Source organism: Rhizobium skierniewicense Ch11, assembly GCF_023757665.1.
Lineage (GTDB): Bacteria > Pseudomonadota > Alphaproteobacteria > Rhizobiales > Rhizobiaceae > Agrobacterium > Agrobacterium skierniewicense.
Genome location: NZ_RXPG01000013.1, coordinates 56,082 through 81,360, shown reverse-complemented (window position 1 = coordinate 81,360; position 25,279 = coordinate 56,082). Strand labels below are relative to the sequence as shown.

The 25,279-nt window shown below is 56.9% G+C and carries 27 protein-coding genes; 19 read left to right on the top strand and 8 right to left on the bottom strand.

What is annotated here, in order from left to right:
• Positions 1-118: 118 nt before the first annotated feature.
• The gene (clpX, locus tag EKM04_RS12265) at positions 119-1,396 is read right to left on the bottom strand and encodes an ATP-dependent Clp protease ATP-binding subunit ClpX (protein ID WP_174152713.1); all 1,278 of its coding nucleotides are present in this window, start codon (positions 1,394-1,396) and stop codon (positions 119-121) included.
• A gap of 361 nt (positions 1,397-1,757) precedes the next feature.
• A complete protein-coding gene (gene clpP / locus EKM04_RS12260) occupies positions 1,758-2,390 on the bottom strand; it encodes an ATP-dependent Clp endopeptidase proteolytic subunit ClpP (RefSeq protein ID WP_174152712.1) in 633 nt (210 codons plus the stop codon).
• Between the two features lie 476 nt (positions 2,391-2,866).
• Between clpP and EKM04_RS12255 the strand changes: the two genes are divergently transcribed.
• The 3 genes from EKM04_RS12255 (at position 2,867) to EKM04_RS12245 (ending at position 7,206) form a co-directional block, all read left to right on the top strand.
• Positions 2,867-4,093 carry a GGDEF domain-containing protein gene (locus EKM04_RS12255; protein WP_210290189.1) on the top strand — a complete coding sequence of 409 codons (1,227 nt, stop codon included), beginning with the start codon at positions 2,867-2,869 and terminating at the stop codon, positions 4,091-4,093.
• Between the two features lie 66 nt (positions 4,094-4,159).
• Positions 4,160-5,917 (top strand): gamma-glutamyltransferase, encoded by a 1,758-nt coding sequence (ggt, locus tag EKM04_RS12250; protein WP_183897677.1) that lies wholly within the window; start codon positions 4,160-4,162, stop codon positions 5,915-5,917.
• A gap of 41 nt (positions 5,918-5,958) precedes the next feature.
• A complete protein-coding gene (locus tag EKM04_RS12245) occupies positions 5,959-7,206 on the top strand; it encodes a cytochrome P450 (protein WP_183897622.1) in 1,248 nt (415 codons plus the stop codon).
• 9 nt (positions 7,207-7,215) lie between these two features.
• Here the strand turns inward: EKM04_RS12245 and EKM04_RS12240 are convergent, their stop codons facing one another.
• The 3 genes from EKM04_RS12240 to EKM04_RS12230 all read right to left on the bottom strand — a co-directional run bounded on the left by EKM04_RS12240 (position 7,216) and on the right by EKM04_RS12230 (position 9,397).
• Positions 7,216-7,572 carry a cupin domain-containing protein gene (locus tag EKM04_RS12240; protein ID WP_183897623.1) on the bottom strand — a complete coding sequence of 119 codons (357 nt, stop codon included), beginning with the start codon at positions 7,570-7,572 and terminating at the stop codon, positions 7,216-7,218.
• Positions 7,573-7,591: 19 nt separating this feature from the next.
• On the bottom strand, positions 7,592-8,875 hold the full coding sequence (locus EKM04_RS12235) for an O-acetylhomoserine aminocarboxypropyltransferase (protein WP_183897624.1): 1,284 nt from the start codon (positions 8,873-8,875) through the stop codon (positions 7,592-7,594).
• Positions 8,876-8,965: 90 nt separating this feature from the next.
• Entirely contained in the window at positions 8,966-9,397 is a 432-nt protein-coding gene (locus EKM04_RS12230) for a CoA-binding protein (protein WP_183897625.1), read from the bottom strand.
• Between the two features lie 445 nt (positions 9,398-9,842).
• Between EKM04_RS12230 and EKM04_RS12225 the strand changes: the two genes are divergently transcribed.
• The 3 genes from EKM04_RS12225 (at position 9,843) to rpsI (ending at position 11,863) form a co-directional block, all read left to right on the top strand.
• The gene (locus EKM04_RS12225) at positions 9,843-10,679 is read left to right on the top strand and encodes a DMT family transporter (protein ID WP_183897626.1); all 837 of its coding nucleotides are present in this window, start codon (positions 9,843-9,845) and stop codon (positions 10,677-10,679) included.
• A 249-nt stretch (positions 10,680-10,928) separates the two neighbouring features.
• A complete protein-coding gene (rplM, locus tag EKM04_RS12220; protein ID WP_174152704.1) occupies positions 10,929-11,393 on the top strand; it encodes a 50S ribosomal protein L13 in 465 nt (154 codons plus the stop codon).
• 2 nt (positions 11,394-11,395) lie between these two features.
• Positions 11,396-11,863: a 30S ribosomal protein S9 gene (gene rpsI / locus EKM04_RS12215; RefSeq protein WP_174152703.1), complete on the top strand. Its 468-nt coding sequence runs from the start codon at positions 11,396-11,398 to the stop codon at positions 11,861-11,863.
• Between the two features lie 70 nt (positions 11,864-11,933).
• On the opposite strand, the gene EKM04_RS12210 is transcribed toward rpsI, so the two are convergent.
• The gene (locus EKM04_RS12210; protein WP_183897627.1) at positions 11,934-13,871 is read right to left on the bottom strand and encodes an acyltransferase family protein; all 1,938 of its coding nucleotides are present in this window, start codon (positions 13,869-13,871) and stop codon (positions 11,934-11,936) included.
• A gap of 295 nt (positions 13,872-14,166) precedes the next feature.
• On the opposite strand from EKM04_RS12210, the gene argC reads away from it, so the two are divergent.
• The gene (gene argC, locus EKM04_RS12205; protein WP_183897628.1) at positions 14,167-15,093 is read left to right on the top strand and encodes an N-acetyl-gamma-glutamyl-phosphate reductase; all 927 of its coding nucleotides are present in this window, start codon (positions 14,167-14,169) and stop codon (positions 15,091-15,093) included.
• A complete protein-coding gene (locus EKM04_RS12200) occupies positions 15,090-15,950 on the top strand; it encodes an aminoglycoside phosphotransferase family protein (RefSeq protein ID WP_183897629.1) in 861 nt (286 codons plus the stop codon). The genes argC and EKM04_RS12200 overlap by 4 nt, the downstream gene beginning before the upstream one ends.
• On the opposite strand, the gene EKM04_RS12195 is transcribed toward EKM04_RS12200, so the two are convergent.
• A complete protein-coding gene (locus EKM04_RS12195) occupies positions 15,947-17,050 on the bottom strand; it encodes a COX15/CtaA family protein (protein WP_183897678.1) in 1,104 nt (367 codons plus the stop codon). The two genes, EKM04_RS12200 and EKM04_RS12195, sit on opposite strands and share 4 nt — an antisense overlap.
• Before the next feature lie 163 nt (positions 17,051-17,213).
• On the opposite strand from EKM04_RS12195, the gene EKM04_RS12190 reads away from it, so the two are divergent.
• Positions 17,214-17,426, top strand: a complete 213-nt coding sequence (locus tag EKM04_RS12190; RefSeq protein ID WP_183897630.1) for a DUF2842 domain-containing protein — start codon at positions 17,214-17,216, stop codon at positions 17,424-17,426.
• Positions 17,427-17,428: 2 nt separating this feature from the next.
• Here the strand turns inward: EKM04_RS12190 and EKM04_RS12185 are convergent, their stop codons facing one another.
• Positions 17,429-18,043, bottom strand: coding sequence for a tyrosine-protein kinase family protein (locus EKM04_RS12185; protein ID WP_174152698.1), 615 nt, complete (start codon positions 18,041-18,043; stop codon positions 17,429-17,431).
• 213 nt (positions 18,044-18,256) lie between these two features.
• Here EKM04_RS12185 and EKM04_RS12180 point away from each other — a divergent pair, with 213 nt between their 5' ends.
• From EKM04_RS12180 to arsH, 10 genes are all read left to right on the top strand, one after another.
• Positions 18,257-18,829: a polysaccharide biosynthesis/export family protein gene (locus EKM04_RS12180; protein WP_174152697.1), complete on the top strand. Its 573-nt coding sequence runs from the start codon at positions 18,257-18,259 to the stop codon at positions 18,827-18,829.
• A 327-nt stretch (positions 18,830-19,156) separates the two neighbouring features.
• Entirely contained in the window at positions 19,157-20,710 is a 1,554-nt protein-coding gene (locus EKM04_RS12175; RefSeq protein WP_183897631.1) for an undecaprenyl-phosphate glucose phosphotransferase, read from the top strand.
• A gap of 63 nt (positions 20,711-20,773) precedes the next feature.
• Positions 20,774-20,923, top strand: a complete 150-nt coding sequence (locus EKM04_RS12170) for a hypothetical protein (protein WP_174152695.1) — start codon at positions 20,774-20,776, stop codon at positions 20,921-20,923.
• Positions 20,924-21,101: 178 nt separating this feature from the next.
• Complete coding sequence (locus tag EKM04_RS12165; RefSeq protein WP_183897632.1) at positions 21,102-21,617, top strand: hypothetical protein; 516 nt, start codon at positions 21,102-21,104, stop codon at positions 21,615-21,617.
• A gap of 226 nt (positions 21,618-21,843) precedes the next feature.
• Positions 21,844-22,197: an ArsR/SmtB family transcription factor gene (locus EKM04_RS12160; protein WP_183897633.1), complete on the top strand. Its 354-nt coding sequence runs from the start codon at positions 21,844-21,846 to the stop codon at positions 22,195-22,197.
• Positions 22,194-22,397, top strand: a complete 204-nt coding sequence (locus tag EKM04_RS12155) for a hypothetical protein (RefSeq protein WP_183897634.1) — start codon at positions 22,194-22,196, stop codon at positions 22,395-22,397. The genes EKM04_RS12160 and EKM04_RS12155 overlap by 4 nt, the downstream gene beginning before the upstream one ends.
• A gap of 15 nt (positions 22,398-22,412) precedes the next feature.
• The gene (locus tag EKM04_RS12150) at positions 22,413-22,940 is read left to right on the top strand and encodes an arsenate reductase ArsC (protein ID WP_183897635.1); all 528 of its coding nucleotides are present in this window, start codon (positions 22,413-22,415) and stop codon (positions 22,938-22,940) included.
• The gene (arsB, locus tag EKM04_RS12145) at positions 22,940-23,998 is read left to right on the top strand and encodes an ACR3 family arsenite efflux transporter (protein WP_183897636.1); all 1,059 of its coding nucleotides are present in this window, start codon (positions 22,940-22,942) and stop codon (positions 23,996-23,998) included. The genes EKM04_RS12150 and arsB overlap by 1 nt, the downstream gene beginning before the upstream one ends.
• A 2-nt stretch (positions 23,999-24,000) precedes the next feature.
• The gene (gene arsC, locus EKM04_RS12140; protein ID WP_174152690.1) at positions 24,001-24,423 is read left to right on the top strand and encodes an arsenate reductase (glutaredoxin); all 423 of its coding nucleotides are present in this window, start codon (positions 24,001-24,003) and stop codon (positions 24,421-24,423) included.
• A gap of 10 nt (positions 24,424-24,433) precedes the next feature.
• Positions 24,434-25,120 (top strand): arsenical resistance protein ArsH, encoded by a 687-nt coding sequence (gene arsH, locus EKM04_RS12135; protein ID WP_183897679.1) that lies wholly within the window; start codon positions 24,434-24,436, stop codon positions 25,118-25,120.
• Positions 25,121-25,279 lie beyond the last annotated feature (159 nt).

The following is a 25,279-nucleotide window of genomic DNA, read 5'->3' as shown; positions in this document are numbered from 1 at the left end:
AGCAGGTTTCTTCAACATGTCCCAATGAATCATAACCCCCCCGATGTGACCAGGGGTTTGTCAGCAGTCTGACCCGCCAGAGGCGGGTCTTTCACTGTGATCAACGGTTGATGAGAGATCAGGCCGAAACGTTGGCTTTCTCTTCCTGACGATCCGCATAGATGTAGAGAGGACGCGCGGCGCCGCTGACGACCTCGTCAGAGATGACAACCTCGCGAACACCTTCCAGCGTCGGCAACTCGAACATCGTATCGAGCAGGATCTTCTCCATGATCGAACGCAATCCACGAGCACCGGTCTTGCGGGTAATCGCCTTGCGGGCGATCTCCCGAAGAGCATCTCCCTGGAACGTCAGTTCCACGTCTTCCATCTCGAACAAACGCTGGTACTGCTTGATCAGCGCGTTCTTCGGCTCCGACAGAATCTGGATCAGCGCATCCTCATCGAGATCCTCGAGCGTTGCCAGAACGGGCAGACGACCGATGAATTCCGGGATAAGGCCGAACTTGACCAGATCTTCCGGCTCGAGTTCGCGCAGCACTTCTCCAACACGACGATCGTCTTCCGCCTTCACCGTCGCGCCAAACCCAATGGAGGTCTTTTCGCCACGGGCAGAAATGATCTTGTCGAGGCCAGCGAACGCACCGCCGCAGATGAACAGGATGTTGGTCGTATCCACCTGCAGGAACTCCTGCTGCGGATGCTTGCGTCCACCCTGTGGAGGAACGGAGGCAACCGTGCCTTCCATGATCTTCAGAAGCGCCTGCTGAACGCCCTCGCCCGACACGTCACGCGTAATCGACGGGTTGTCCGACTTGCGGGAAATCTTGTCCACTTCGTCGATGTAGACGATGCCGCGCTGGGCGCGTTCAACGTTGTAGTCGGCAGACTGGAGCAGCTTGAGAATGATGTTTTCAACATCTTCACCCACATAACCGGCTTCGGTCAGTGTTGTTGCGTCAGCCATGGTGAAGGGAACGTCGATGATGCGCGCGAGTGTCTGCGCCAGATAGGTCTTACCGCAACCGGTTGGACCTACGAGCATGATGTTCGACTTCGCCAGCTCGATTTCACCGTTCTTGGAGGCGTGAGCCAGGCGCTTGTAATGGTTGTGAACCGCCACAGACAGGATTTTCTTCGCCTGCTTCTGGCCGATAACATACTCATCGAGGATCTTGATGATGTCCTGCGGGGTGGGCACACCCTCGCGCGACTTCACCATCGATGTCTTGTTCTCCTCGCGGATGATATCCATGCACAATTCGACGCATTCATCGCAGATGAATACCGTCGGTCCGGCAATGAGTTTCCGGACTTCGTGCTGGCTCTTGCCGCAGAATGAACAATAGAGTGTATTCTTAGAGTCGCCGCCGTTGCTGCCGCTGACTTTGCTCATATCTCTTTCCTTCCAGCACGCCGCAGTTCCGCCAAGCGAAACGCGGTCAACTTACCGTCCGCCGACATGGCCGCTTCGCTCAAGCTTCCCTGTCCGCTTCGTTCCCGGGGGGTACTAACCGCCTCAGGTGAAACACCCGAAAGCGGCGGCAACGAATTCCCCTCTACAGCCAAGGCAAGGCATGCCTCGGCATTTATCTCGTTATCAGCGCCCATAGCCGAATCAGGCTTTTGTTGGACGGCCACAAGCTATGTCATAAAAATTCAACACGGCCTTAATATCTACTATTACCGCTTTATTTTCCCGTTTAAACCCCGAATGTGACTTCGATAGGTCGAATACGGTGCAACTCAGTGGCGGCCTAGCTGGCGACAGCGCCCTCAAGTTCCTGACGCGATGTCAGGATTTTGTCGATGACGCCCCAGTTCTTGGCCTCATCAGCATCCATGAAGTGGTCACGATCAAGCGTATTTTCAACTTCATCAAGCGTACGACCGGTGTGCTTCACATAGACGTCATTGAGGCGGCGTTTCATTTTGATGATGTCGCGTGCATGGCGCTCGATGTCGGATGCCTGCCCCTGGAAACCGCCAGATGGTTGATGAACCATGATACGGGCGTTCGGTGTGCAGAAGCGCATGCCCTTTTCACCGGCGGCCAGCAATAGCGACCCCATCGAAGCGGCCTGGCCGACGCAGAGCGTGGATACGGCGGGACGAATAAACTGCATCGTATCGTAAATCGCCATGCCGGCCGTCACCACACCGCCTGGAGAATTGATGTACAGCGCGATTTCCTTCTTCGGGTTTTCCGATTCGAGGAAAAGCAGCTGGGCGCAAACGAGCGACGCCATATGATCTTCCACCGGACCAGTCAGGAAGATGATCCGCTCTTTCAAAAGACGCGAGTAGATATCATAGGACCGTTCGCCGCGATTGGTCTGCTCAACGACCATTGGCACCAGAGCCATGGCGGTATCAACTGGATTTGTCATGTCCGTCCTTTGTCAACTCTTACCCGGAGCCGTTGGCATCCGGAATCAATTCTATTCGTCTACTCTCTACATAGAGTGTGATTGCCCGGTTCTTCAAGACTGAGGTGACGGATATCCTTAATGACGTCCCGGCAAAATCACGTGTCGCCTTACAGGGCTGCATGAAAAGGCACCATGGCTAATCCAGCTATAAGTGGCCTCATCAACCGTGAAACGCAATAGTGGTCAACCAACGGTTAAACCTTCGACAATAAAACAATCGTAGCCTCTCGTAACGTGAAGTAGAAACGACTTCTTAGTTTTTCATCGTGATAGTGTCGCCGAGCCGGATTTTTATCACCTGCGGGTGATTAAAGGATTTTTGCTGGGAAAGATTTCAAGATGGCAATGCGGCCGCGCGAAAAGCGGTGCGGTGGTGTCGTCGATAAGCCGTTCAGACAGATGGGATTTGATCAGTGTTAGACGCCAAGACGGGCATGCTCATTTGGTCTATGGAAAGCTTGACGCTTTCAGCCGTGTTGGCCGTACTGTGGTTGCACAACACCACGAAAAAGCATCACTTGTGTTTTGCTTCCGGCTTCGCGCTTGTCGGCATCGGCGCCATTCTGGTCGCGCTACGCGGATCCATCCCCGATTTCCTGTCCATCCAGATCGGTAACATTTCTGTGCTGGCGGCGTTCAGTTTTTGGCTGGCGGCTCTTCTGCTACTGGAGAACCGCCGCATCGAAGGCTGGATTGCCATCCCGGCGCTGACCTGGATCGCCTTCATGTTCGTTCCACCCGTGCGCGACACCATGGCAGCGCGGGTCATCCTCTATCATGCCTGCGCCGCCATAGGCTATTTCATGCTGGCTGGCGTTTTGCTGACATCGAAGGACTTCATTTCCAAAACCCGGAAAGTGCTGGCAGCAGCGCTCGTCATCCAGGCCTTCATGGGCGCAATCGCTGCCTCTCTTGTTATTCCCTATAATTACGCGACGGGCCAGATCGTGCCGCTGACGACCCCGGTTGCCATCGCAGGCGCGTTCGGCTTCGTCGTCTTGATGATGATCAGCGTTAAAATGTTCATGGAAGACGCGGAACGACGGCTGCACCGTCTTGCCATGACCGACCATCTGACCGGAACGCTGAACCGTCGTGGTTTGATGGAAGAGTTTAGGAGGCTGAAAACAGGGCTTGTCGGCACATCGAAACATCTGGGTTTCATCCTCTTCGATATCGACAACTTCAAAAAGATCAACGATGCCTACGGCCACCAATGTGGCGACGAGGTGCTGGTCAGGTTCTGTGGGCAGGCCTGCCAGATCGTGGAAGGCCAGGGCTTGTTGATCCGGATGGGTGGCGAGGAGTTCGGTTGCCTGGTCGAGACGGACGACCCCGCCAAGGTTGCAATCCTGGCAGAAGCCATCCGTATTCGGTTCAGCCGTCTGGAGATTGTCGCAGATGGCAAACCGTTTTCGGCAACGGTCAGCGCAGGGGTGTTTTGCCAGACTGCTGATGACGCGGTCCTCGACATCCTGCTGACGATGTCAGACCGCGCACTTTACGGCGCCAAGAAGGAAGGTCGCAACCGCACGGTGGTGCGTGACGGCTCCATCAACATTGTCGTGCCAGCCAATGACCGAGACGAGGACCCATGCGACAACAATGCCGATAGACAGGTGGCAGCCTTGACGCGCATATCGCATATCGCCAATCGATAGACCACGACTTGACCTTTGCACGCCCGGGATTCCATCATGCCGTACACAGGCAATAGAGGGTTCGTCATGCGCGTCAGGTTTTTCACAAGCCTTTTGATATCGTCCGCACTCATCACCGGTTCCGCTCAGGCGCAACAGGCATCGGACACGCTGGCGCCTGAACGGGCAACCGGTACAAAAGCAGCAACCCGTGTCGAAACGAAAGATTTCATGGTTGCGGCGGCCAATCCTCTTGCCTCGGAAGCGGGCCGGAAGGTCATCGCTGATGGCGGCAACGCCATCGACGCACTCGTTGCCGTGCAAACGGTTCTGGGCCTCGTCGAACCCCAGAGTTCCGGCCTGGGTGGCGGTGGCTTCCTTGTCTATTACGACGCAGCAGCCAAAAAGCTGACCACGTTCGACGGACGCGAAACTGCGCCGATGGAAGCGACACCGAAGCTCTTCCTCGATGAGAGCGGCCAGCCGCTGAAATTCATGGATGCCGTCATAGGTGGTCGTTCGGTCGGCACACCGGGAACGGTGCGCCTGCTCTCCGACGTCCATAAAAAATACGGAAAAACGCCGTGGGCAGAGCTTTTCAAACCGGCGGAAACGCTCGCCTCCCAAGGTTTCAAGGTCTCGCCACGCCTCGCATCGCTGATCGCGTCGGACGGTGAAAGGCTGAAAAAATACGACGGACCACGTGGCTATTTCTACGATGCCTCCGGCGCGTCGCTGAAGGCAGGCACCGTCCTGAAAAACCCAGCCTATGCACAAACGCTCAAAACCATTGCGACCAAGGGCGCGGATGCGTTTTACACCGGGCCGATTGCCGAGGCCATCGTCAAGACAGTGCGAGAGGCAGCTGGCAATCCCGGCGTGCTCTCAATGGCAGACCTTGCGAATTATCGGACCAAGGAGCGTGAGCCGGTCTGCGCCACATATCGCGCGCTGGATGTCTGCGGGATGGGCCCGCCCTCCTCTGGTGCAGTCGCCGTCGGCCAGATGCTGGGCACCCTCGAAAACTTCGACATCAAGGCGCTCGGACCGGAAAATGTCGAAAGCTGGCGCCTGATCGGCGACGCACAGCGGCTGGCCTTCGCAGACCGGGAACGCTACCTGGCAGACCCCGATTTCCTTCCACTTCCCACCAAGGGCTTGCTGACGAAGGACTATCTTGCGACGCGCGCATCGCTTTTGGATGGCGACAAGCCGCTTGGCGCCGACGAGGTCAAAGCGGGCGAACCGCAATGGGATCACGCAATGCTCTATGGCCGTGGCCCGACACTGGAGATGCCATCCACCAGTCATTTCGTGATCGTCGACCGCCAAGGCAATGTGGTGTCCATGACGACGACCATCGAAAGCGGTTTTGGGTCGCGGCTGATGACCAACGGCTTCCTTCTCAACAACGAGTTGACCGATTTTTCCTTCAAGACACATGATGGCGGGCTACCGGTCGCCAACCGGGTGGAGCCGGGAAAACGCCCGCGTTCCTCCATGGCACCGACAATCGTCATGAAGGACGGCAAGCCGCTTCTGGCCATCGGCTCGCCCGGCGGCAGTCAGATCATCGGCTACGTTGCGCAGGCGCTGATTGCCTATATCGACTGGGGCATGCCGGTGGAAAAGATCGTGGCGCAACCACACCTGATCAATCGCTTCGGCACCTATGATATCGAGGCGGGCACGGATGCTGAAAAGTTTGCAGAACCGCTGAAAGCCATGGGTTATGAGGTGAAGCCGGGCGAGATGAACTCAGGACTGCAAGCCATTGAGATCACAGGAAACGGACTTGTTGGCAGCGCCGATCCACGTCGTGAAGGTGTGGCTGTCGGCGAATAGAATCACTTCCGTGAGCGGTTGGTTTGCGATAGGGATCGGGCATGAAAAACGTGCCTGATTTCCTCCACATCGACACCGAGAAACGGTCTGTGTCGCTCAACGCTCGCAACCCCGCCTTTTATGGCAATCCCAACCTCGTTTATGAGGCGTTGCATGAGCACTGCCCAACCTTTTATTGGCAAGAGCAGAAGCAGTGGTTCTTTACCGGCTATGACCATGTGAACGCTTTGCTGCGCGACAGGCGCTTTGGACGACAAATCCTACATGTCGCGACCCGTGAAGAGATAGGTCTTCCCCAGCCCTTAGAGCACGTCAGGCATTTCGATGCGGCTGAGCGTCATTCGCTGCTGGAAATAGAACCGCCGGAGCACACGAGGCTCAGGACGTTGGTGAACCGCGCTTTCGTATCGCGCCATGTGGAAAAGATGAAGCCGGAGATCGAAGCACTCGCCAATGGTCTGATCGACCGCTTCGAGACGAAGGGCAAGACGGAGTTGCTGTCATCCTTTGCGGATATCATTCCCGTGACGATGATTGCGCGGATGATCGGCATTCCCGAAGAGATGGGTCCGCAGCTTCTGAAATGGTCGCACGCCTATGTCGGCATGTATATGTTCAAGCGAAGCCATGAGGATGAGCTGGCCGCAGATAGCGCCGCTCAGGAATTTTCCGAGTACGTCCGCAGCGTGATCGAAGAGCGCCGGGCCGAACCGAAGGACGATCTTCTGAGCCACATGATCCACACGGAGCATAAGGGGCAGTATCTTACCGATGACGAGCTGATTTCGACCACCATCGTTCTGCTGAACGCCGGGCACGAGGCAACCGTTCACCAGATTGGCAACTCCGTGCGCGTCATCCTCGAAAGCGGCCACGACCCTGGCCTGCTGTTTCAGGACGAGGCGTCGACCGAGAGAGTGGTTGAGGAAACGTTGCGCATCGGAGCCCCGGTGCACATCTTCCAACGCTGGGCGCTGGAGCGGGTCGAGATTGACGGGATCACGTTCAAACGTGGTGACAAAGTCAGCCTCATCCTCGCCGCTGCCAATCTCGATCCGCGCAAATTCAGCGAACCGCTGACCTTCAAGCCCGACCGTGCCGAAGCACCCAACCTGTCTTTTGGCGCAGGCATTCACTTCTGTATCGGCGCGCCGCTGGCAAGGCTGGAACTGAACATCGTGTTGCCACTGCTGTTCAAGCGACTGCCGGGTCTGCGCATATCAAAGCGGCCAACGGTGAAGGATGTGTATCATTTCCATGGGCTGGAGCGGCTGGATCTGGTTTGGTGATGATGAGCGTCACAACCTGACGACATAATCCTTGCGAGTCGTTTCAATCACTTCCCAGCTTCCTTTGAAGCCGGGTCTGAGGATCATGCGGTCGCCGGTTTTCAGGTGGATGGGCTCGGCACCGTCTTCGGTCAGAATGGAATGCCCTTCCAGAATGTTGAAATATTCCCACTCGTCATATTCAACGCGCCATTTCCCGGGCGTCGATTGCCAGATACCGGCGTAAAGGCCGCCGGTGGCTTCCTCGATATTCCAGGTGGTGAATTGAGGGTCGCCCGAGATCAGCCGGTCGGGTGCGGGAGCACCCGCCTCAGGCTGGACGTTTGCGAGGTCACCCTCGGGCTTGAAATTGAGACGAAGCGTCATGGGCGACCTTTCTTTTTGATCAAACCTTGGCGAGCGCTTGCTCAAGGTCTGCAATGATGTCTTTCACATCCTCGATACCGATGGACAGGCGCACGACATCGGGTCCGGCACCGGCTGCAGTTTGCTGTTCAGGGGTCAGTTGCGCATGTGTGGTGGATGCGGGGTGGATCACCAGAGACCGGGTGTCGCCGATATTGGCAAGATGCGAAAACAGTTGCAGCCCTTCGACCAGCGCCTTTCCGATATCGTAGCCGCCCTTCACGCCGAAAGTGAAAACGGAACCCGCGCCTTTTGGCGAGTAGCGCTGCTGGAGCGCATAGTTGTCACTGTCCTCCAGACCGGCATAGTTGACCCAACTCACCTTTGGATGCGCTCTCAGCCACTTGGCAACGGCAAGGGCGTTGTCGGAATGGCGCTGGACGCGCAGCGGTAGCGTTTCTATTCCGGTGAGAATGAGGAAGGCATTGAACGGCGCGATGGAGGGGCCGAGGTCCCGCAGACCCAACACACGGGTTGCGATGGCAAAAGCAAAATTGCCAAAGGTCTGATGCAGAACGACGCCGGAATATTCGGGTCTTGGCTGGGACAGCGCGGGATATTTATCGTTGGCCGACCAGTCGAACGTTCCGCCATCGACGATGATCCCACCCATGGAGTTTCCATGGCCGCCGAGAAATTTCGTCAGGGAGTGAACCACGATATCGGCACCATGCTCAATGGGGCGCAGCAAATAGGGGCTGGCCATGGTGTTGTCGACGATCAAGGGGAGACCATGCTTGTGGGCGATCTCCGCAATCGCGGCGATATCCACAAAGGTGCCACCGGGATTGGCGAGACTTTCGATGAAAATCGCCTTGGTGCGCTCATCGATCTGGCGTTCGAAACTTTCGGGATCGGCGGCATCCGCCCAGCGCACCTGCCAGCCAAATCCCTTGAAGGACTGGCCGAACTGGTTGATGGAGCCACCATAAAGCTGGCGTGCGGCGATGAAATTGTCACCCGATGTCAGCAGCGTGTGAAAAACGAGAAGCTGGGCGGCATGGCCGGACGCAACCGCAAGCGCGGCCGTGCCGCCTTCCAAGGCTGCCACCCGCTCTTCCAGAACCGCCTGCGTGGGGTTCATGATGCGGGTGTAGATGTTGCCGAATTCCTTCAGTCCGAACAAGGCAGCCGCGTGATCCGAATCGCGAAACGCGTAGGCGGTCGTCTGGTAAATCGGTGTGGCGCGCGCACCGGTGGTCGGGTCGGGTTCGGCACCGGCGTGAATGGCCAGCGTCGAAAAACCCGGATTGTTCTGTGACATATATCCCTCCAAATTACATTTGCCTGCTGTCAGGGCATGGGAAATCATACTGCGCCAGCAGCGAATGATAAGTGCGACTTATGCTAACTATCATGCGATATTGAGACGTGGATGCTCAATGGCGGGACAACGGTTCATCACAACGTCTATGCCGTAAGCCTCGGCCCTGGCGGCTGCGTCATCATGCCGGACAGAAAGCTGGCCCCAGATCACCTTTGGGCGTGGCGATAGCAAGATCACCTCGTCGACAATAGCAGGCAGGTTGTCTGCGGCGCGGAACACGTCGACCATGTCGATGGCCTCCGGAATATCCGCGAGCTTGGCATAAACCTTCTGGCCGAGGATTTCCTTGCCCTCCTGCCCCGGATTGACCGGAAACACAGCGTATCCTCTGGACAGCAGAAACTGCATGACACCATAGCTGGGTCTGGATGAGTTGGGCGACGCTCCCAGAACGGCAATGGTTTTAACGTCGGTCAAAATCCGACAGATTGTTTCATCGTCGTACGTTTCGTGGTTCATGGTCATCCTCCCAGACAAAACTGTGACGCCATTATCGGCGCGATGGGGCGTCGAAGAAAGCTTTTTCTCCAAGCTCTCTGTCTTCACGCGGCGGAACTTACCACGAATGATTGCGTCATCACCCCTCTTAATCCACAATTGTACATTGTTTGTGCAATCTTTGTTCGTCGTATTTTAGAAACTACTGATAGTTACATTAGTAAGATGCGTTTTTTCTGGTTTCGGGTTCAAACACCTTTAAAAGACTCATATAAACGTTTGAAACCAACCCGCCTGCACGCTGCGGTTTTTGATAGGCGGGCTTTGTGAAGCCGCTCGACATTGATCGAATGACTGAAATGCGTGTGATAATCGGGTCGAGCCGCTGAAAGATCGCCTTTGGTGAGTGCAATGGATCCACAGTCATACTAGAGCTTGTCGAGGTTGGGTCATCAGCGAGTCTCCCATGTCGATTGACGTGCTCCTATTGGTTTTGCTGGGCGCGCTCTTGCACGCCAGCTGGAATGCGCTGGTCAAATCCGGCACGGACAAGGGGCTGGACGCAACCCTGATTGCTGCGGGTGCCGCGGTGTGCTCCCTACCCTTTCTACCGTTCGTGCCATTTCCCGGTGTGGCCGCCCTGCCCTTCCTGCTGGTATCGGCGATCTTGCAATTCACCTATTTCCGTCTGGTCGCGGCAGCCTACACGGCAGGTGACATCGGTCTTGTCTACCCCATCATGCGCGGCGTTGCGCCATTGATCGTGGCAGCCAGCAGCAATCTGTTTCTGGGTGAAACGCTAAGCCCCGCCGCGCTTGGCGGGATCGCCATCATCTCTTCGGGAATATTGACATTGGCCTTCGAGGCACGCCACGGCGGAAGGCACGCCATTCTGCTGGCGCTCGCCAATTCGGTCGTCATCGCCGGCTACACCTTTGTTGACGGTGTCGGCGCCCGGCTCTCGGCAAGCTCCATCTCATACACCCTCTGGATGTCTCTGATGCCACCAATTCTGCTGTTGAGCTGGGCGCTGTATTCGCGCGGATGGGCTCCAGTGGCCCACCATGTTCGCCGCAACTGGTGGCGCGGAATGGCAGGCGGCGCAGGCTCGATCATTTCCTATGGGCTGGCGCTCTGGGCGATGACGAAAGCGCCGGTCGCCGTCGTTGCCGCTTTGCGGGAAACATCCATTCTTTTTGCGGTCGTGATTTCCATTGTCATTCTCAAGGAGAAGGCCAGCGTCTGGCGTTGTATCGCCGGTGCGATCATCGCTTTGGGCGTGCTGATCATGCGTCTCGGCTGATTTAAGAGTAACTTTATTGTGGTACTATAAAACCACACAACTAAACCAATGTTTTCATTGGGTAATTTTTACGATCCTGAATTCGACTGTTGTTGACGGCCTTTTGCCGGCGGCTTATAAGCGCGCCAGATAGTTTTTCCCCGGAAACGCCGTCTTTCCGGCTGAACGTTCGCGATCAGCCTCAAGCAACAAGAAACGCCCGCATATTTCCACTTTGAAACGTGACGGGTCCTAGAGAAAGTTAAAAGAATGTCTACTTTCGTTCAGAAGCCCGCTGAGGTGGAGAAGAAGTGGATCATCATCGACGCCGAAGGCCTCGTTGTTGGTCGCCTCGCCACTGTTGTTGCAACCCGTCTTCGCGGTAAGCACAAGGCAACATACACACCGCACGTCGACGATGGCGACAATGTCATCATCATCAACGCTGAAAAGTGCGTTTTCACCGGCAACAAGTATTCCGACAAGAAGTACTACTGGCACACTGGTTACCCAGGTGGCATCAAGGAACGTACCGTTCGCCAGATCATCGAAGGCCGCTTCCCGGAGCGCGTTCTCGAAAAGGCTATCGAGCGTATGATCCCTCGTGGTCCTCTTGGCCGTCGCCAGATGAAGAACCTTCGCGTTTATGCCGGTTCCAACCATCCACACGAAGCTCAGCAGCCAGTCGCTCTCGACATTGCAGCGCTGAACAGCAAGAACGTAAGGAGCGCCTGATAATGGCCGATCTTTCCTCACTGAAAGACCTCGCCCCTGCATCGGAAGCCTCTGCTCCCGTGCACGTCCGCAAGGTTGACACACTCGGCCGCTCCTACGCGACCGGCAAGCGCAAGAACGCTGTCGCCCGCGTTTGGGTCAAGGCTGGCTCTGGCAAGATCATCATCAACGGTCGCGATTTCTCCACGTATTTCGCACGTCCCGTCCTTCAGATGATCCTGCAGCAGCCTTTGATCGCAGCAGCCCGTTCCGGCCAGTTCGATATCATCGCAACTGTTGCTGGTGGCGGTCTTTCCGGCCAGGCCGGTGCTGTTCGTCACGGCGTTTCCAAGGCCCTCACCTACTTCGAACCCGGCTTGCGCTCGGTTCTGAAGAAGGGTGGCTTCCTGACCCGCGACAGCCGTGTTGTTGAACGTAAGAAGTACGGTAAGGCCAAGGCCCGCCGTTCGTTCCAGTTCTCCAAGCGTTAATCGCGACCGGAATACAACACATCGAAAGGCGGGGCTTTGGCTCCGCCTTTTTCGTTTGGCGGGTGTTGTCTCAGTTGCTAGTGGTTGTCTGCGCCCTATCCAACTCGCGCAAAACGCTTTCCACCACCATTGCAGCTCCCGCAGCCGTGTAGTGTCCTCTGTCAGCGATATAAGCGACACCGGCACGACCGTAGAGGCATCTGTCTCGTGCCTGCGTGTTGCAGAATATCGTCTCGGGCAGGACCTTGCCGACATTATCAGGGACGGCAGCATCCAGCAGCGCGTGAGCACGGGCCGTATTGGCCTGGAAGTTCGAAGCGGAAAACGGAAAGTCGGGCGCCTTGTCGCCTTTGATGATCCGCGCTGCCATCACGTCGATGACGGGCTTGTCGAAACGGGGGCTGGGATAGATGACAACCACGCGCTTGCCGCTCGCCCGCAAGGCTTCGATCGTCTCACGCAATTTATTCGCCATCTCCCCCAGGGACGTCGTATCGACAAGGCGCTCCCTGCCTTCGATCCGCATGTGGCTGGTGTTGAGAAAGCTGACCCATGATGCCGTGAGGATGACGGTGTCGATCCTGGTCTCGTTTAGATAGGCCAGGGCTCGCGCGTTGACATCATCGCACGGCACGGCACCCTCTTCCCGCGCCATGGAGACGCCGATGATGGGCGCGCAAAAACCATGGGTGATCTGCACGAGGCCTATATTTCGACCTTTCAGTGCGTTCGCCAGCGAAGGCGCCATGGAGGCGGCAATGGAATCGCCCCATAGCGCGTAGGTCCTGCCCGCCTGTGCATTGAAGAGGCATTTCGGATCGGGCACGAGGGCGGTCCCATCTTCGACTTGCCACAGGCAGGTATCGCTCCACACCGTTTTCTGGGCAAAACTTTGCACATCGGGCGACAGGCGGAACGGCAAGCCGTCCTTAACGTCGCCCCAGAAGCCGACGCTCATCAGGACCACCCCGCACGCGGCAGCCACGCCAACGAAGCGACGAAGACCAATTCTTTTGCTTCGGAAGGGCTGTTCGACGAAACGCCACGTGAACGCTGCAAGTGCGGCGGTCAGCAGGATCAAACCACCCATGACCCAGTTCGAAGGGGCATCGGTGCTTCTGATGCGCCAGAACACGAAAACCGGCTGGTGCCAGAGATAGGTGCTGAAACTGATACGTCCGATCCAGACCAGAGGCGGAAGCGACAGAATACGACCCGCCCAGGTATCACGAGAGGCGAACACCAGAACCCCGCAAGCGCCTGCGACCGGCAACAGTGCCATCAACGAGGGAACCAGCGTGGCGGGATCGAACAGGAATATAGCAGCCAGGACCATCGCGACGCCTGCGAACGCTAATGCGCCGTTGACGGGTCGGGGTCGGCCGTTCACGTAGAAGGCGCAAAGCGCGCCTACCAGAATTTCCCAAGCGCGGGTGGGCAACAGATAATAATTGGCAGACGGGTAGAACCGGGCTCCGATCTCGCTGGCGATAAGGCTCGCAATCGCCGCGACGACCACAATCCGAAAAATGGTTTTGGTTTTCAACGGCAAGAGAAAGAGCAAAGGAAACAGCAGGTAGAATTGCTCTTCGACACCCAGGCTCCAGGTATGAAGCAGCGGCACTTCGGCCGCGTCGGGTGCGAAATAGTCGGTCTTTCTGAGGAAGTAGACATTGGAAACGGACAAGGTCGCCGTCATCAGACTTTTGGAAAAGGCTTCGTAAGCGTCCGGCAAAAGCCACATCCAGGCAGGCGGAAGTGTGCACAGGAGAACGAAGAAAAGCGCGGGCACTATCCTGCGTGCGCGGCGCTCGTAAAAGGCCCTCAGTGAAAACGTTCCGTTCGCACGGGCATCGAGAATAACGGTCGTTATCAGATATCCGCTGATGACGAAGAAGACATCGACACCCATGAAACCGCCGCTGAAGATCGCGAAGTTGGCATGCGCAAAGATCACGCCCAGCACGGCAATGGCGCGCAGACCATCGATTTCAGGCCGATACGTCATGACGGTCCCTAAGTTTCAGGGTTGAATGGGCACGCCGGAAGCGTCTCAGCAATACCGGTAAATTACAGAGGAACAGTCTATCAGCAAACCCTTAATGCAGCATTGCGGCGCTCCACACTTCGACGTTCAGCACGTAACGTGAAGGACGACCGCCATTGCGGCAGCAGTTGTCGCGATGTATATGCTTTGCACGCGTGGAGAATGGCTTGCGACCAGACGCTGACAGATCGATTCAGGACTTTGGCAAACCGATTCCGCGCATGATCGTAACCTATTGAATGAACAGGATAAGGACATGGCAGCGAAAATCTTCATCGATGGCGAACACGGCACGACAGGCTTGCAGATCCGCACACGCCTTGCCGATCGTCGCGATATCGAGTTGCTGTCCATTCCTGAGGCCGAGCGCCGCAACGCAGCCATGCGCGAAGACATGCTGAACAGTGCCGACATTTCCATTCTGTGCCTTCCCGACGACGCTTCGAAAGAGGCCGTTTCGATGGTGGCCGGCAACAACAATGTCAGCATCATCGACACATCAACCGCTTTCCGCATTCACCCAGATTGGGCTTATGGCTTTGCTGAAATGGATAAGGCCCAGGCCGAAAAGGTCAGGTCTGCCCGCTTCGTGGCAAACCCCGGATGCTACCCGACGGGCGCCATCGGTCTGATCAGGCCATTGCGGAATGCGGGCATTTTGCCGGATGGCTACCCTGTGAGCGTCAATGCCGTTTCCGGTTACACCGGTGGCGGCAAGCAGATGATTGCACAGATGGAAGACCCAAGCCGCGATGATGCCATCAGCGCCAATAACTTTCTCTATGGTCTGACACTGAAGCACAAGCACGTGCCAGAAATGCAGTATCATGGCCTTCTGAACCGTGCCCCCCTATTTTCCCCGTCGGTTGGCCGGTTCGCGCAGGGCATGATCGTGCAGGTGCCGCTATTCCTTGGAGACCTTGCCGAGGGAACGACGCTGAAATCCATTCACGACGCGCTTGTTGCGCATTACGCAGCACAGAACATCGTTCAGGTCGTGCCGCTTGACGACAGCAAATCGCTGTCGCGCATCGATGCGGAAGAACTTGTCAATCAGGACACGATGAAGCTGTTTGTGTTCGGCAGTGACGAGCACATCAATCTGGTCGCCGTTCTCGACAATCTCGGCAAGGGTGCTTCGGGCGCTGCCGTCCAGAATATGGAACTCATGCTTTCGGCATGAGTGACACTTCGGACAACAGCCGAATTCCTGACGACCTTGCAAGGCGGTGGAGCATCTCCTCCGCCTTTCTCATTGCCGATACACCCAGCAGTCTTGTTTATCGCGTAACACTGGAAAGCGGCGCGGCGGCCATCCTGAAAAGTCTGAAACCTCGTGGTATGGGCGAACGCCCTGGCATAGCCTATCTGCACTGGCGGGGCGGCAACGGGGCCGTGCGCCTTCTGGCGCAAGCCGAAACCGTATGCCTGATCGAAGACGCTGGCGATACGACGCTGCGCACCCATCGCCTTGCGCATGACGAAACGGCCTCCAACACCATCATCCTCGATGTGCTGGCAAAGCTGCATGCACCCGGCAACAGGATACCCAAAGGACTGACGTCGCTCGATCGGCATTTCAAGGCCCTCTTTGCGCGTGCAGATATCGAATCGGATATGCGCATCAAGGATGCCCTGCGCTTCAGCGCGCATTTGGCCAGCACGCTGTTGGCCGACCAAAGCGACATCAAGGCCCTGCACGGGGATTTGCATCACGACAACATCATATCCGGCGAATCACGTGGCTGGCTGGCGATTGACCCGCAGGGACTTGTTGGCGACCCGGCCTATGATGTTGCCAATATTTTCGGAAACCCTATCGGCGCCCTGCCCGATATCATCGATCCCTATCGTATCCGATCACTGGCCAGGATCTTTGCCGGAGCTCTCGGTTGCACGGAAGACAAGGTGCTGCGCTATGCCATTGCCCATGCGGGCTTATCGATCTGCTGGTCGCTGGAGGACGACGTGGCGCTCGATGATAGCAAGAACGCCCGCGAACGCCTTGCCTTCATCGACGTCGCCAGATCGCTGCTCTAGCGTCTGACGTCGACCGCACCCGGCAACGGGTATTCCCCAATGAAACCGCGCCAGTGGGCGATGGCAAAGGCGAGAACCAGAAGCGCCATGCCCTGATGCGCCAGGGCGACGTGGATATTCACGTGCATCAGAAGTGTGGTGATGCCAAGTGTCGCCTGCATGCAGACAAGAGCGAAAAACAGGATGGAGCGACGCGCCTGGGGGGTGTTCGGGAGTGTTCGCGCCATGTCGATCATGTGCCAGAGCGTTGCGGCAAGAAGCACGTAGGCGCCCAGACGATGGACGAACTGCACGGTCTTTGGATTTTCGAACAGGTTGATCCACCATGGCTGCTGAAGGAAAAGATCGCCGGGAACGAGCGAACCATCCATCAACGGCCATGTGTTGTAGGACAGACCGGCGTTCAAGCCAGCCACCAGCGCTCCGAGATAGATCTGGAACAGACAGAGCACCGCCAGCAGCGTGGCAAAACCCCTGCCCCGTTGCTCGCTCGCCGCCTGTGGAGAGTGGAGCGACAGTCCGCGCAAGATCCACATGCATCCTGCGAAAATCAGACAGGCGATCGTCAGATGCGTGGCCAGCCGGTACTGCGAAACATCGGTGCGGTTCACGAGGCCTGAGGAGACCATCCACCAGCCGACGAAACCTTGAAAACCACCCAGCGCGAGCAGGCCGATCAAAGGCAGCTTCAAGCGCTTTTCGATTCGACCTGTCAGCCAGAAATAGGCGAGCGGCAACGCAAAGATCAGGCCGATCGCACGCGCAAGCAGGCGATGCGCCCATTCCCACCAGAAGATGGTCTTGAACTCGCTGAGCGACATGCCTTTGTTGATTTCCTGATATTGCGGAATGCGCTTGTAAAGCTGGAATTCCTCTTCCCATTCGGCAGCGGACAACGGCGGAACGGCACCGTGGATCGGCTTCCATTCGGTGATCGAAAGACCTGATTCCGTCAGGCGTGTCGCCCCACCGACGAGCACAAGGCAGAACAGGGTAAACAGAACAACCCGCAGCCAGATGCGCAACAGGCGGCGGTTCTTTTCCTGCGTTGTCAGCGCCGCCGGACGGTTCTGCTCGACAGAGGTTTCAGCCTTACCCATCGTGTTCGTTTGCATTCCTGACACTCCACAAGTCTTATGCCTTGGTTTGCAACAACGAAACGTGCAAAACAAGCCCTTATGCCGCCCTATCAAGCCTTAAAGCTTTGCGGCATCGGGTCGCGGCTGTATAGTGCGGCAACGGATCTGCAAGACGGAAAACCCCATGCCCACGCGCCTGAAATCATTCATCGGAACCATCGTCATCATCTGTCTGGTGGTTCTTTATGCCGTGGTCGCGACATCGTTTGCCACGGCAGCGCTATCCGATCAGCCATGGTGGGTGCACCTGGCCTATTTCCTGGTTTCAGGCCTGCTTTGGATCCTGCCAGCGATGTTCATCATCAAATGGATGGCGGGGCCGACACAACAAAAATAGCTCTATGATGCGCTTCTGGTGGGCGCGTTATCGGTCATCACCATCACGTCGGGGTAACCCGCAGCCAGAAGCTCCGCCAATGCGGGTTCGGCCTGGGCTTCGTCCGGCGATGAGACAACAATATCGGCATCCACATATTTCAACAGCGTTGTCACACCCTGGATATCGGATGCGCCGAACTCCAGCAAAAGAGTGTCGTAGGTGTCCGCCAGCGCATGCAGCACCATGGTCAGCCGCTCGATGATCTTCACGGCCTGAACGGGCTGGGCGATGCCTTGTGGCACGATATGGGCATTGGACAGCCGGTCGTGATGGATCGTCTCACCAAAGGCCGTATCGCCGAACAGCAGATCGCCGAGACCCGGAAGGCCCGCCTGCGGTGACATCAGCCGCGTTGGACAGCCCGACACCGTCATATCCACAAGCACGATGGAACGGCCAAGCTCAGCCATGGAGCGCGCCAGCATGACCGTGGCCGTGGAGCCATCGTCACCACTGGGAGACAGGAATGCAAAGGCAGGTTTTGCGCCACGCATGGAGAGGAAATCCGCGACGTCGCTGACCGGAAGGCTGAAGCGCTCCCGTGGCGTGGCGTCTGTGTCATCTGCATGAGACATATTGTCTTCCAAGTCATTTCCTAAAGTGTTGGCGCCCCGGCACATTCCGTTGGTCGCCGCGACTTTACGAGGTGCGGGTAACGCAAGCGTTAAACTTCTCCTGCACCACTGTGATTACTAATGATTGAAAAATGAATCGGCACCTGTTTACGGGGCATTAACCATAAGGAGGGGATAACGGCATGAAGAAATGCATTTGGAGCAAGATTGCGGATGACGTTCGCTGCCCCACGTTTGATATCCGCATTGGTCGTTGCCTTGGCGACAACGCTTGCAGGTTGTTCTGCGTACAAGCCGGCACCGCGCGCCTTTAACGAGGCAGCGCTTCAACCCTATCACCTCGATAGTGGCGACCGTCTGCGCGTCAATGTGTTCGATCAGGCCGGACTGACGAATACCTACATCATCGATCAGGCAGGCTACGTCGCTTTTCCGCTCGTCGGCCAAGTACCGGCGCGGGGCAAGACCGTCGCCCAGCTTGAAGCGGCCATTGCACAAAAATTGCGCCAGGGTTTTCTCAAGAATCCTGATGTCACGATCGAGATCGATCGCTATCGCCCGGTTTTCGTCATGGGTGAAGTCGGCAGACCCGGCCAATATTCCTATGTCCCCGGCATGACGGCCCAAAATGCTATCGCCATCGCCGGTGGCTTCACACCCCGCGCCAATCAGCGAGATGTGGACGTTACCCGTAAAATCAACGCCGAGGTTCTGACAGGCCGAATCATCATCTCTGGCCCCGTCATAGCAGGCGACACGATATATGTGCGCGAACGCTTCTTCTAAAATGCACCAACGGCCCTGCCCGGCAGCTGCATCTCACCTCAAGAAGCTCTAACACGACAAAGTTTATAGTCTGAAATGGGACCGAGCCAAAGGTTTCCAACCGACTTACAGTTGCGGGTAAACAGGTATTGCGTATCCCGCCCCCCTTATTTGCTCGTCCGGAAAGGCCGGACTGAGGAACACATGCACCAGGACAGCGTTTTAGCGACGCCAAACCGTCGTGCACGTGTTAGAGAAGATGCAAGCGACACGGTGACGTTGACCTAAAGGGTTTATTAGTAAATCCTTTAGTAACCTGACCTTCATTCGAGGCTTTGGAAAGATACAATGGACCAAGGTGGAGGCGAAAATAATCCCATTGATCTGAACGCACTGCGCCAGCAGCTTTCGCAAAAGTCGCAGTCCCCAGATGCGTCGGCCCGTGAGCCGGCTACCCTTAACCCGCTTGCCCTTCAGGTCGCCAACCAGCTTCGCTCCACAAGTCACTCTCCCAATATTGTCATAGGACAGCTGCGGCTTTTCGAATTCGTCATTTTGGTGCTCATCGGGATTTTCATCAACGCGATGGAGGCCCCGCAGGAGTTCAGTTCTCAACTTGTGCTGGTTGCGATCTGTATCTGTACCGGCGCGTTATCATCCATTTTTCTGCTGATCACGGATTGCTACCAGCTTCCCATGCTGCGTCGCCCGGTGCAGACCATACCAAGGGTTCAAGGCTCGCTTCTGGCAGCCTTTGCACTGACATTCATCATGATGGTGACGTTTCTTCCAGCCTCGGTCTATTCGTGGCAGACATCGGCACTTTGGTTCACTGTCAGCGCGGTCTTTATTCTCATCGAGCGGGTCATTGTTGGCTTGGCGATTCGCCACTGGGGCCGTAACGGCGTCATGGAACGACGCGCGGTCATCGTTGGCGGCGGACAAGCGGCGAAGGATTTGATTCGCTCCCTTGAAGATCATGACAATGACATCCGCATCTGTGGTATTTTCGATGATCGGAAAAGCGCACGGTCTCCCGAGGTCGTTGCCGGCTATCCAAAACTTGGCACTTTTGCCGAACTCGTGGAATTTGCGCGTTTGACCAAGCTGGATATGCTGATCATCTCCATTCCCATGAGCGCGGAGGCACGCATACTGGAACTCATTCGGCAATTGTGGGTGCTTCCCGTCGATATCCGCATTGCCGCACAAGCCAACAAGTTACGCTTTCGTCCCCGCTCTTACTCCCACATCGGAAATGTGCCGATGCTGGACGTGATGGACAAGCCTTTGCGCGACTGGGACTCAGTCGCCAAGCGGGTGTTCGACGTTTTTTTCAGCCTGTTTTCCATACTGATACTCTGGCCAGTGATGCTGGGTGCGGCGATCGCTGTGAAATCGACCTCCAAAGGCCCTGTTTTGTTCAAGCAGAAACGACACGGGTTCAATAATGAGACAATCAATGTCTGGAAGTTTCGCTCTATGTACACGGAAATGAGCGACCCCACGGCCAAGAAGGCCGTGACCAAGAACGATCCTCGCGTCACACCGGTTGGTCGATTCCTGCGAAAATCGTCAATCGATGAGCTGCCGCAGTTATTCAACGTTCTGGCAGGTGATCTGTCTCTCGTCGGCCCGCGCCCCCATGCCGTGCACGCGCAGACGGGAGACCTGAAATACACCGAAGTCGTGGAGCATTATTTTGCACGTCATAAGGTTAAACCCGGCGTGACGGGATGGGCGCAAATAAACGGCTGGCGCGGCGAGATCGACCATGGAGACAAGATTAAAAATCGCACGGCCTATGATCTTTATTACATTGAAAACTGGTCACTGTTGCTTGATCTCAAAATTCTGTTTCTCACACCCATCCGTTTGCTCAAATCAGAAAACGCTTATTAAATTGCGGAACCCCTCACGAATTCATGCGTTTAGCACTCGCACATTTCTGCACAGGGGAAACATATGACACGATCCAACAGTCTCTACTTCATCATTGGCGCTCTTCTCATCGCCGTGGTCGGCCTTGGCGCATACGTCTGGAACGAGGAAAGCAAGCCCAAGGGCGTCGAAATGAAGATCGGGCCAAACGGCGTCTCCGTACAGGAGAATTAAGCGCCTCCAGCTTCGCGCAGGTTGAGAAATCTAGACCGGTTTGTGTCAGGTATATTTCACCTCACACACACCGGTCTTTTCATGAGAGTGGACCATATCAATGCTCGCTTTCCGTCTGGAAGCGACAGTTCCGGCGCAGATGCATGCGACGAGCTGAGAATGAGGGACGCCACACACTATGGTCTCCGGACTCGCCAATGTCGTCAAGCTCGCATCAACCGAGCTTGCATTGAAAGCCATTCACTCCCACGCCGCACTTGCAGCAGACGCTGCCGAACACGTCGTCACCGGTCTGCCCTTACCGATCACGACGGAGAAGGCCGACGTAGAGGGCATCACCGACCTCGTTTTCTTGAAAAACCTGAAAACGACGCTTATCGAGATGTCGAAAGATCCGACAAGCGCCTTTCAAGGACAGGCCATGCTGAAGGCCGCAGATGCCAGCGCCCTCAGCATATTCGACGCAATCGAGGGCGTAGTCATCACAGCATGGGGCGCAAGCGGCACAAAGAATGCTCCTGGCAGGATAGACGCCATCGGCTGGAGCCCCTTCCTCAGGCAGCACATCAAGCGTGCGCATGGAACGGCCTATGCGAAAGACGACAACGGCAGCTACATTGATCTCATATCCGGCGAAAGCGCCTATTTCGGCACCGTCGGTAACACATATTACTATTTTACCTGGCCACAATAATCAGGCTGCGTCACTTGGTCAGTCTGTTCCGATTGTTGCCTCGTATGTTAAATGGTGAAAACGGTTTCTCCGGCGTTTACGTTTTGGCACGGCTGGCGCGCCACCTGTAAAAGGTGGCTGCGCACGCGTTTGTGATCCTATGGCCATCCCTCATTTGAACAAGCGGCTCGGTTCGGCTGCCGCAAAATCACGTTGACATCGATTTCATATCCATTATTCTGGATATATGGAAAACAACGCTGCGATTACCGCTTTGTCCGCGCTTGCCCAGCCGACACGGCTCGAGACTTTTAGAACATTGGTCCGCCACGAGCCCAACGGAGTAGCTGCAGGGGAGCTTGCAAAAATACTCGACGTTCCGCAAAACACCATGTCGGCCCACCTCGGCACGCTGGCAAGGGCGGGTCTCATCAAGAGCGAACGCCAGAGCCGCTCGATTATCTACCGGGCAGACCTCGATGGATTCCGTGACCTGACGCTGTTCCTTCTGAAGGATTGTTGCGGCGGGTCGACGGAGCTCTGCGCGCCGTTGATCGCCGAACTTTCCCCCTGTTGCGCACCCGCACCGAGGCCGTCATGACGGCAATGCACCTTGAACAGGTCGAGAAGGCTGTGGACCTCTATGTTGCGACAACGACAGCCTCTGATTCTTTCGAAGACCTCGGGTTCGCAATCGTCGATCAATCCGACGCGCCCGAACTTGTCCTCCCCGCCCGCCAGCTCTCGGGCATCTGCCTGGCCTCCGCGACCGTCATGAAACTTACGAGGCCACCGACCTAACAACGGGACACGACAATGACCGACAAGACCTACAACGTGCTCTTCCTCTGCACGGGCAATTCCGCTCGCTCTATTCTCGGCGAGTCCATCCTCAATCATGAAGGCAAAGGCCGTTTTAAGGCGTTCTCCGCCGGGAGCCATCCCAAGGGTGAGGTCAACCCGCATGCGCTGCGTGAACTGGAAGCCCTCGGCTATCCGTCCAAGGGCTTCTCGTCGAAGAACTGGGACGTGTTTTCTGAACCCGGCGCTCCCGAGATGGATTTCATCTTCACCGTCTGCGACAGCGCCGCGGGCGAGGCATGTCCCGTTTGGATCGGACATCCGATGACCGCGCACTGGGGTGTCGAAGATCCGGCCGCCATCGAGGGTTCCGATGTCGAGGTACAGCGCGCCTTCGCCCAGGCCGCAAGGTTCCTCAAGAACCGCATCGCCGCATTCCTTAGTCTTCCGCTGACCTCTATCGACAGGATGGCGTTGGAACAGAAGCTCCGTCAGATCGGTCGCATGGAAGGCTCGACCTCAGCACAGGAGGAAAGTGCCTGATGTCCTTGTTTGAGCGCTACCTCACAATCTGGGTCTTCCTCTGCATCATCGTCGGCATTGCCCTCGGCCATTTGATGCCGGGTGTCTTCCAGACAATCGGCTCTGCCGAGATCGCCAAGGTCAATATTCCCGTAGCGATCCTCATCTGGCTGATGATCATCCCGATGCTCTTGAAGATCGACTTCCGTTCGCTTTCTAAGGTCGGCAGCTATTGGCGCGGGATCGGGGTGACCCTGTTCATCAATTGGGCCATCAAGCCGTTCTCCATGGCTCTCCTTGGATGGCTGTTTGTCGGATGGATGTTCCGTCCCTATCTACCAGCCGACCAGATCGATTCCTACATCGCGGGCCTGATCATCCTTGCTGCGGCGCCCTGCACGGCGATGGTGTTCGTCTGGAGCAACCTGACGAAAGGCGAACCGCTGTTCACGCTGTCGCAGGTCGCGCTGAACGACGCGATCATGATCATCGCGTTCGCACCTGTCGTCGCACTGCTCCTCGGGTTGTCCGCGATCACGGTGCCATGGGACACGCTGGCGATATCGGTCGCGCTTTACATCGTCGTCCCGGTCATAATCGCGCAGGTGATCCGGGTCCACCTCACGTCTGACGGCACCGAGCGCGCGCTTGGGGAGGTTCTCTCGAAACTCCAGCCGCTTTCGCTTGTGGCGCTTCTGGCGACGCTGGTCCTGCTGTTCGGCTTCCAGGGGGAGCAGATCATCGCACAGCCGACAATCATCGCGCTGTTGGCTGTGCCGATCCTGATCCAGGTCTATTTCAATTCGGGGCTCGCCTACATCCTCAACAGGATGGCCGGGGAACGCCACTGTGTCGCCGGACCGTCGGCGCTGATCGGCGCCTCGAATTTCTTCGAGCTTGCCGTCGCCGCCGCCATCTCGCTGTTCGGTTTCCAGTCGGGTGCAGCACTCGCCACCGTGGTCGGTGTTCTCATCGAAGTCCCCGTCATGCTCTCGGTCGTTTGGATCGTGAACCGATCAAAGGACTGGTACGAGGCCGCGCCGGCCGTCTCCCGAAACACCGTCTCCGAAAGGACCTGACCATGGATGTCACCATCTATCATAATCCCGAATGCGGAACTTCGCGCAACACGCTGGCCCTGATCCGGCACGCGGGAATCGAGCCAGACATCATCGAATATCTGAAGACGCCGCCGTCGCGTGCGGAGCTCGCGAAAATGATCTCGGATGCCGGGCTGACGGTCAGACAGGCCATCCGTGAAAAGGGAACGCCATACGCCGATCTCGGTCTCGGCGATCCCGCACTGACCGACGACCAGCTTCTCGACGCGATGCTCGACGCACCGATCCTCATCAACCGTCCGTTTGTCGTCACACCGCTCGGCACCCGGCTCGCACGACCCTCCGAGGCCGTCCTCGACATCCTGCCGGAGACGTTCAACGGTCCGTTCACGAAGGAGGACGGAGAACAGGTCCTCAACGAGGAGGGCAAGCGCGTTGTCTGATCTGCCAGCTATGACCGACCCTTTGACGGCACCGGATCGCGACGCGCTGCGCCCACCGTTTTCGACCCACAAGCCGCGTATCCTGATCCTCTACGGCTCCCTTCGGGAAGTCTCATATAGCAGGCTTCTGGCACACGAGGCCCGCCGCCTCCTCGAACATCTCGGATGCGAGGTCCGTGTGTTCGATCCCAGCGGCTTGCCGTTGCCTGACGAGGCTCCGGTCAGCCACCCCAAGGTGCAGGAACTTCGTCAACTGTCGGAGTGGTCCGAGGGTCAGGTCTGGGTCAGCCCGGAGCGTCACGGCGCGATGACCGGAATCATGAAGGCCCAGATCGACTGGATACCGCTGTCCATTGGGTCCGTTCGCCCGACGCAGGGCAAGACGCTTGCGGTCATGGAAGTGTCGGGTGGAAGCCAGTCTTTCAACGCGGTCAACCAGATGCGCATTCTGGGACGCTGGATGCGGATGATAACGATCCCGAACCAGTCGTCCGTGTCGAAAGCGTTTCAGGAATTCGACGCGGACGGCCGCATGAAGCCGTCATCCTTCTACGACCGAGTCGTCGATGTCTGCGAGGAACTCGTCAAGTGCACCATTCTCACGAGGGACGCGTCGGCCTATCTGACCGACCGCTACAGCGAGAGGAAAGAAAAGGCCGAGGAACTCGAAAAACGTGTCGCGTTGAAATCTATATGACATCCGAACGCATACCCGTCGGCGCCGTTTTCGGTCTTGGCGTGACCCAGATCGCGGGTTAGGCCACGCTCTCCTATAGCTGCGGCATCCTCGCGGCGGATATGGCCTGGGACGTGCTCCTCGATTTTGCGTCAGTCGCTACAGTTGTCCACACCGGAA

Excerpts from the sequence above, each read along its gene's own strand:
- clpX (WP_174152713.1), bottom strand. The coding sequence starts at position 1,396 with ATGAGCAAAGTCAGCGGCAGCAACGGCGGCGACTCTAAGAATACACTC.
- clpP (WP_174152712.1), bottom strand. The coding sequence starts at position 2,390 with ATGACAAATCCAGTTGATACCGCCATGGCTCTGGTGCCAATGGTCGTT.
- EKM04_RS12255 (WP_210290189.1), top strand. The coding sequence starts at position 2,867 with ATGCTCATTTGGTCTATGGAAAGCTTGACGCTTTCAGCCGTGTTGGCC.
- ggt (WP_183897677.1), top strand. The coding sequence starts at position 4,160 with ATGCGCGTCAGGTTTTTCACAAGCCTTTTGATATCGTCCGCACTCATC.
- EKM04_RS12245 (WP_183897622.1), top strand. The coding sequence starts at position 5,959 with ATGAAAAACGTGCCTGATTTCCTCCACATCGACACCGAGAAACGGTCT.
- EKM04_RS12240 (WP_183897623.1), bottom strand. The coding sequence starts at position 7,572 with ATGACGCTTCGTCTCAATTTCAAGCCCGAGGGTGACCTCGCAAACGTC.
- EKM04_RS12235 (WP_183897624.1), bottom strand. The coding sequence starts at position 8,875 with ATGTCACAGAACAATCCGGGTTTTTCGACGCTGGCCATTCACGCCGGT.
- EKM04_RS12230 (WP_183897625.1), bottom strand. The coding sequence starts at position 9,397 with ATGAACCACGAAACGTACGACGATGAAACAATCTGTCGGATTTTGACC.
- EKM04_RS12225 (WP_183897626.1), top strand. The coding sequence starts at position 9,843 with ATGTCGATTGACGTGCTCCTATTGGTTTTGCTGGGCGCGCTCTTGCAC.
- rplM (WP_174152704.1), top strand. The coding sequence starts at position 10,929 with ATGTCTACTTTCGTTCAGAAGCCCGCTGAGGTGGAGAAGAAGTGGATC.
- rpsI (WP_174152703.1), top strand. The coding sequence starts at position 11,396 with ATGGCCGATCTTTCCTCACTGAAAGACCTCGCCCCTGCATCGGAAGCC.
- EKM04_RS12210 (WP_183897627.1), bottom strand. The coding sequence starts at position 13,871 with ATGACGTATCGGCCTGAAATCGATGGTCTGCGCGCCATTGCCGTGCTG.
- argC (WP_183897628.1), top strand. The coding sequence starts at position 14,167 with ATGGCAGCGAAAATCTTCATCGATGGCGAACACGGCACGACAGGCTTG.
- EKM04_RS12200 (WP_183897629.1), top strand. The coding sequence starts at position 15,090 with ATGAGTGACACTTCGGACAACAGCCGAATTCCTGACGACCTTGCAAGG.
- EKM04_RS12195 (WP_183897678.1), bottom strand. The coding sequence starts at position 17,050 with ATGGGTAAGGCTGAAACCTCTGTCGAGCAGAACCGTCCGGCGGCGCTG.
- EKM04_RS12190 (WP_183897630.1), top strand. The coding sequence starts at position 17,214 with ATGCCCACGCGCCTGAAATCATTCATCGGAACCATCGTCATCATCTGT.
- EKM04_RS12185 (WP_174152698.1), bottom strand. The coding sequence starts at position 18,043 with ATGTCTCATGCAGATGACACAGACGCCACGCCACGGGAGCGCTTCAGC.
- EKM04_RS12180 (WP_174152697.1), top strand. The coding sequence starts at position 18,257 with ATGACGTTCGCTGCCCCACGTTTGATATCCGCATTGGTCGTTGCCTTG.
- EKM04_RS12175 (WP_183897631.1), top strand. The coding sequence starts at position 19,157 with ATGGACCAAGGTGGAGGCGAAAATAATCCCATTGATCTGAACGCACTG.
- EKM04_RS12170 (WP_174152695.1), top strand. The coding sequence starts at position 20,774 with ATGACACGATCCAACAGTCTCTACTTCATCATTGGCGCTCTTCTCATC.
- EKM04_RS12165 (WP_183897632.1), top strand. The coding sequence starts at position 21,102 with ATGGTCTCCGGACTCGCCAATGTCGTCAAGCTCGCATCAACCGAGCTT.
- EKM04_RS12160 (WP_183897633.1), top strand. The coding sequence starts at position 21,844 with ATGGAAAACAACGCTGCGATTACCGCTTTGTCCGCGCTTGCCCAGCCG.
- EKM04_RS12155 (WP_183897634.1), top strand. The coding sequence starts at position 22,194 with ATGACGGCAATGCACCTTGAACAGGTCGAGAAGGCTGTGGACCTCTAT.
- EKM04_RS12150 (WP_183897635.1), top strand. The coding sequence starts at position 22,413 with ATGACCGACAAGACCTACAACGTGCTCTTCCTCTGCACGGGCAATTCC.
- arsB (WP_183897636.1), top strand. The coding sequence starts at position 22,940 with ATGTCCTTGTTTGAGCGCTACCTCACAATCTGGGTCTTCCTCTGCATC.
- arsC (WP_174152690.1), top strand. The coding sequence starts at position 24,001 with ATGGATGTCACCATCTATCATAATCCCGAATGCGGAACTTCGCGCAAC.
- arsH (WP_183897679.1), top strand. The coding sequence starts at position 24,434 with ATGACCGACCCTTTGACGGCACCGGATCGCGACGCGCTGCGCCCACCG.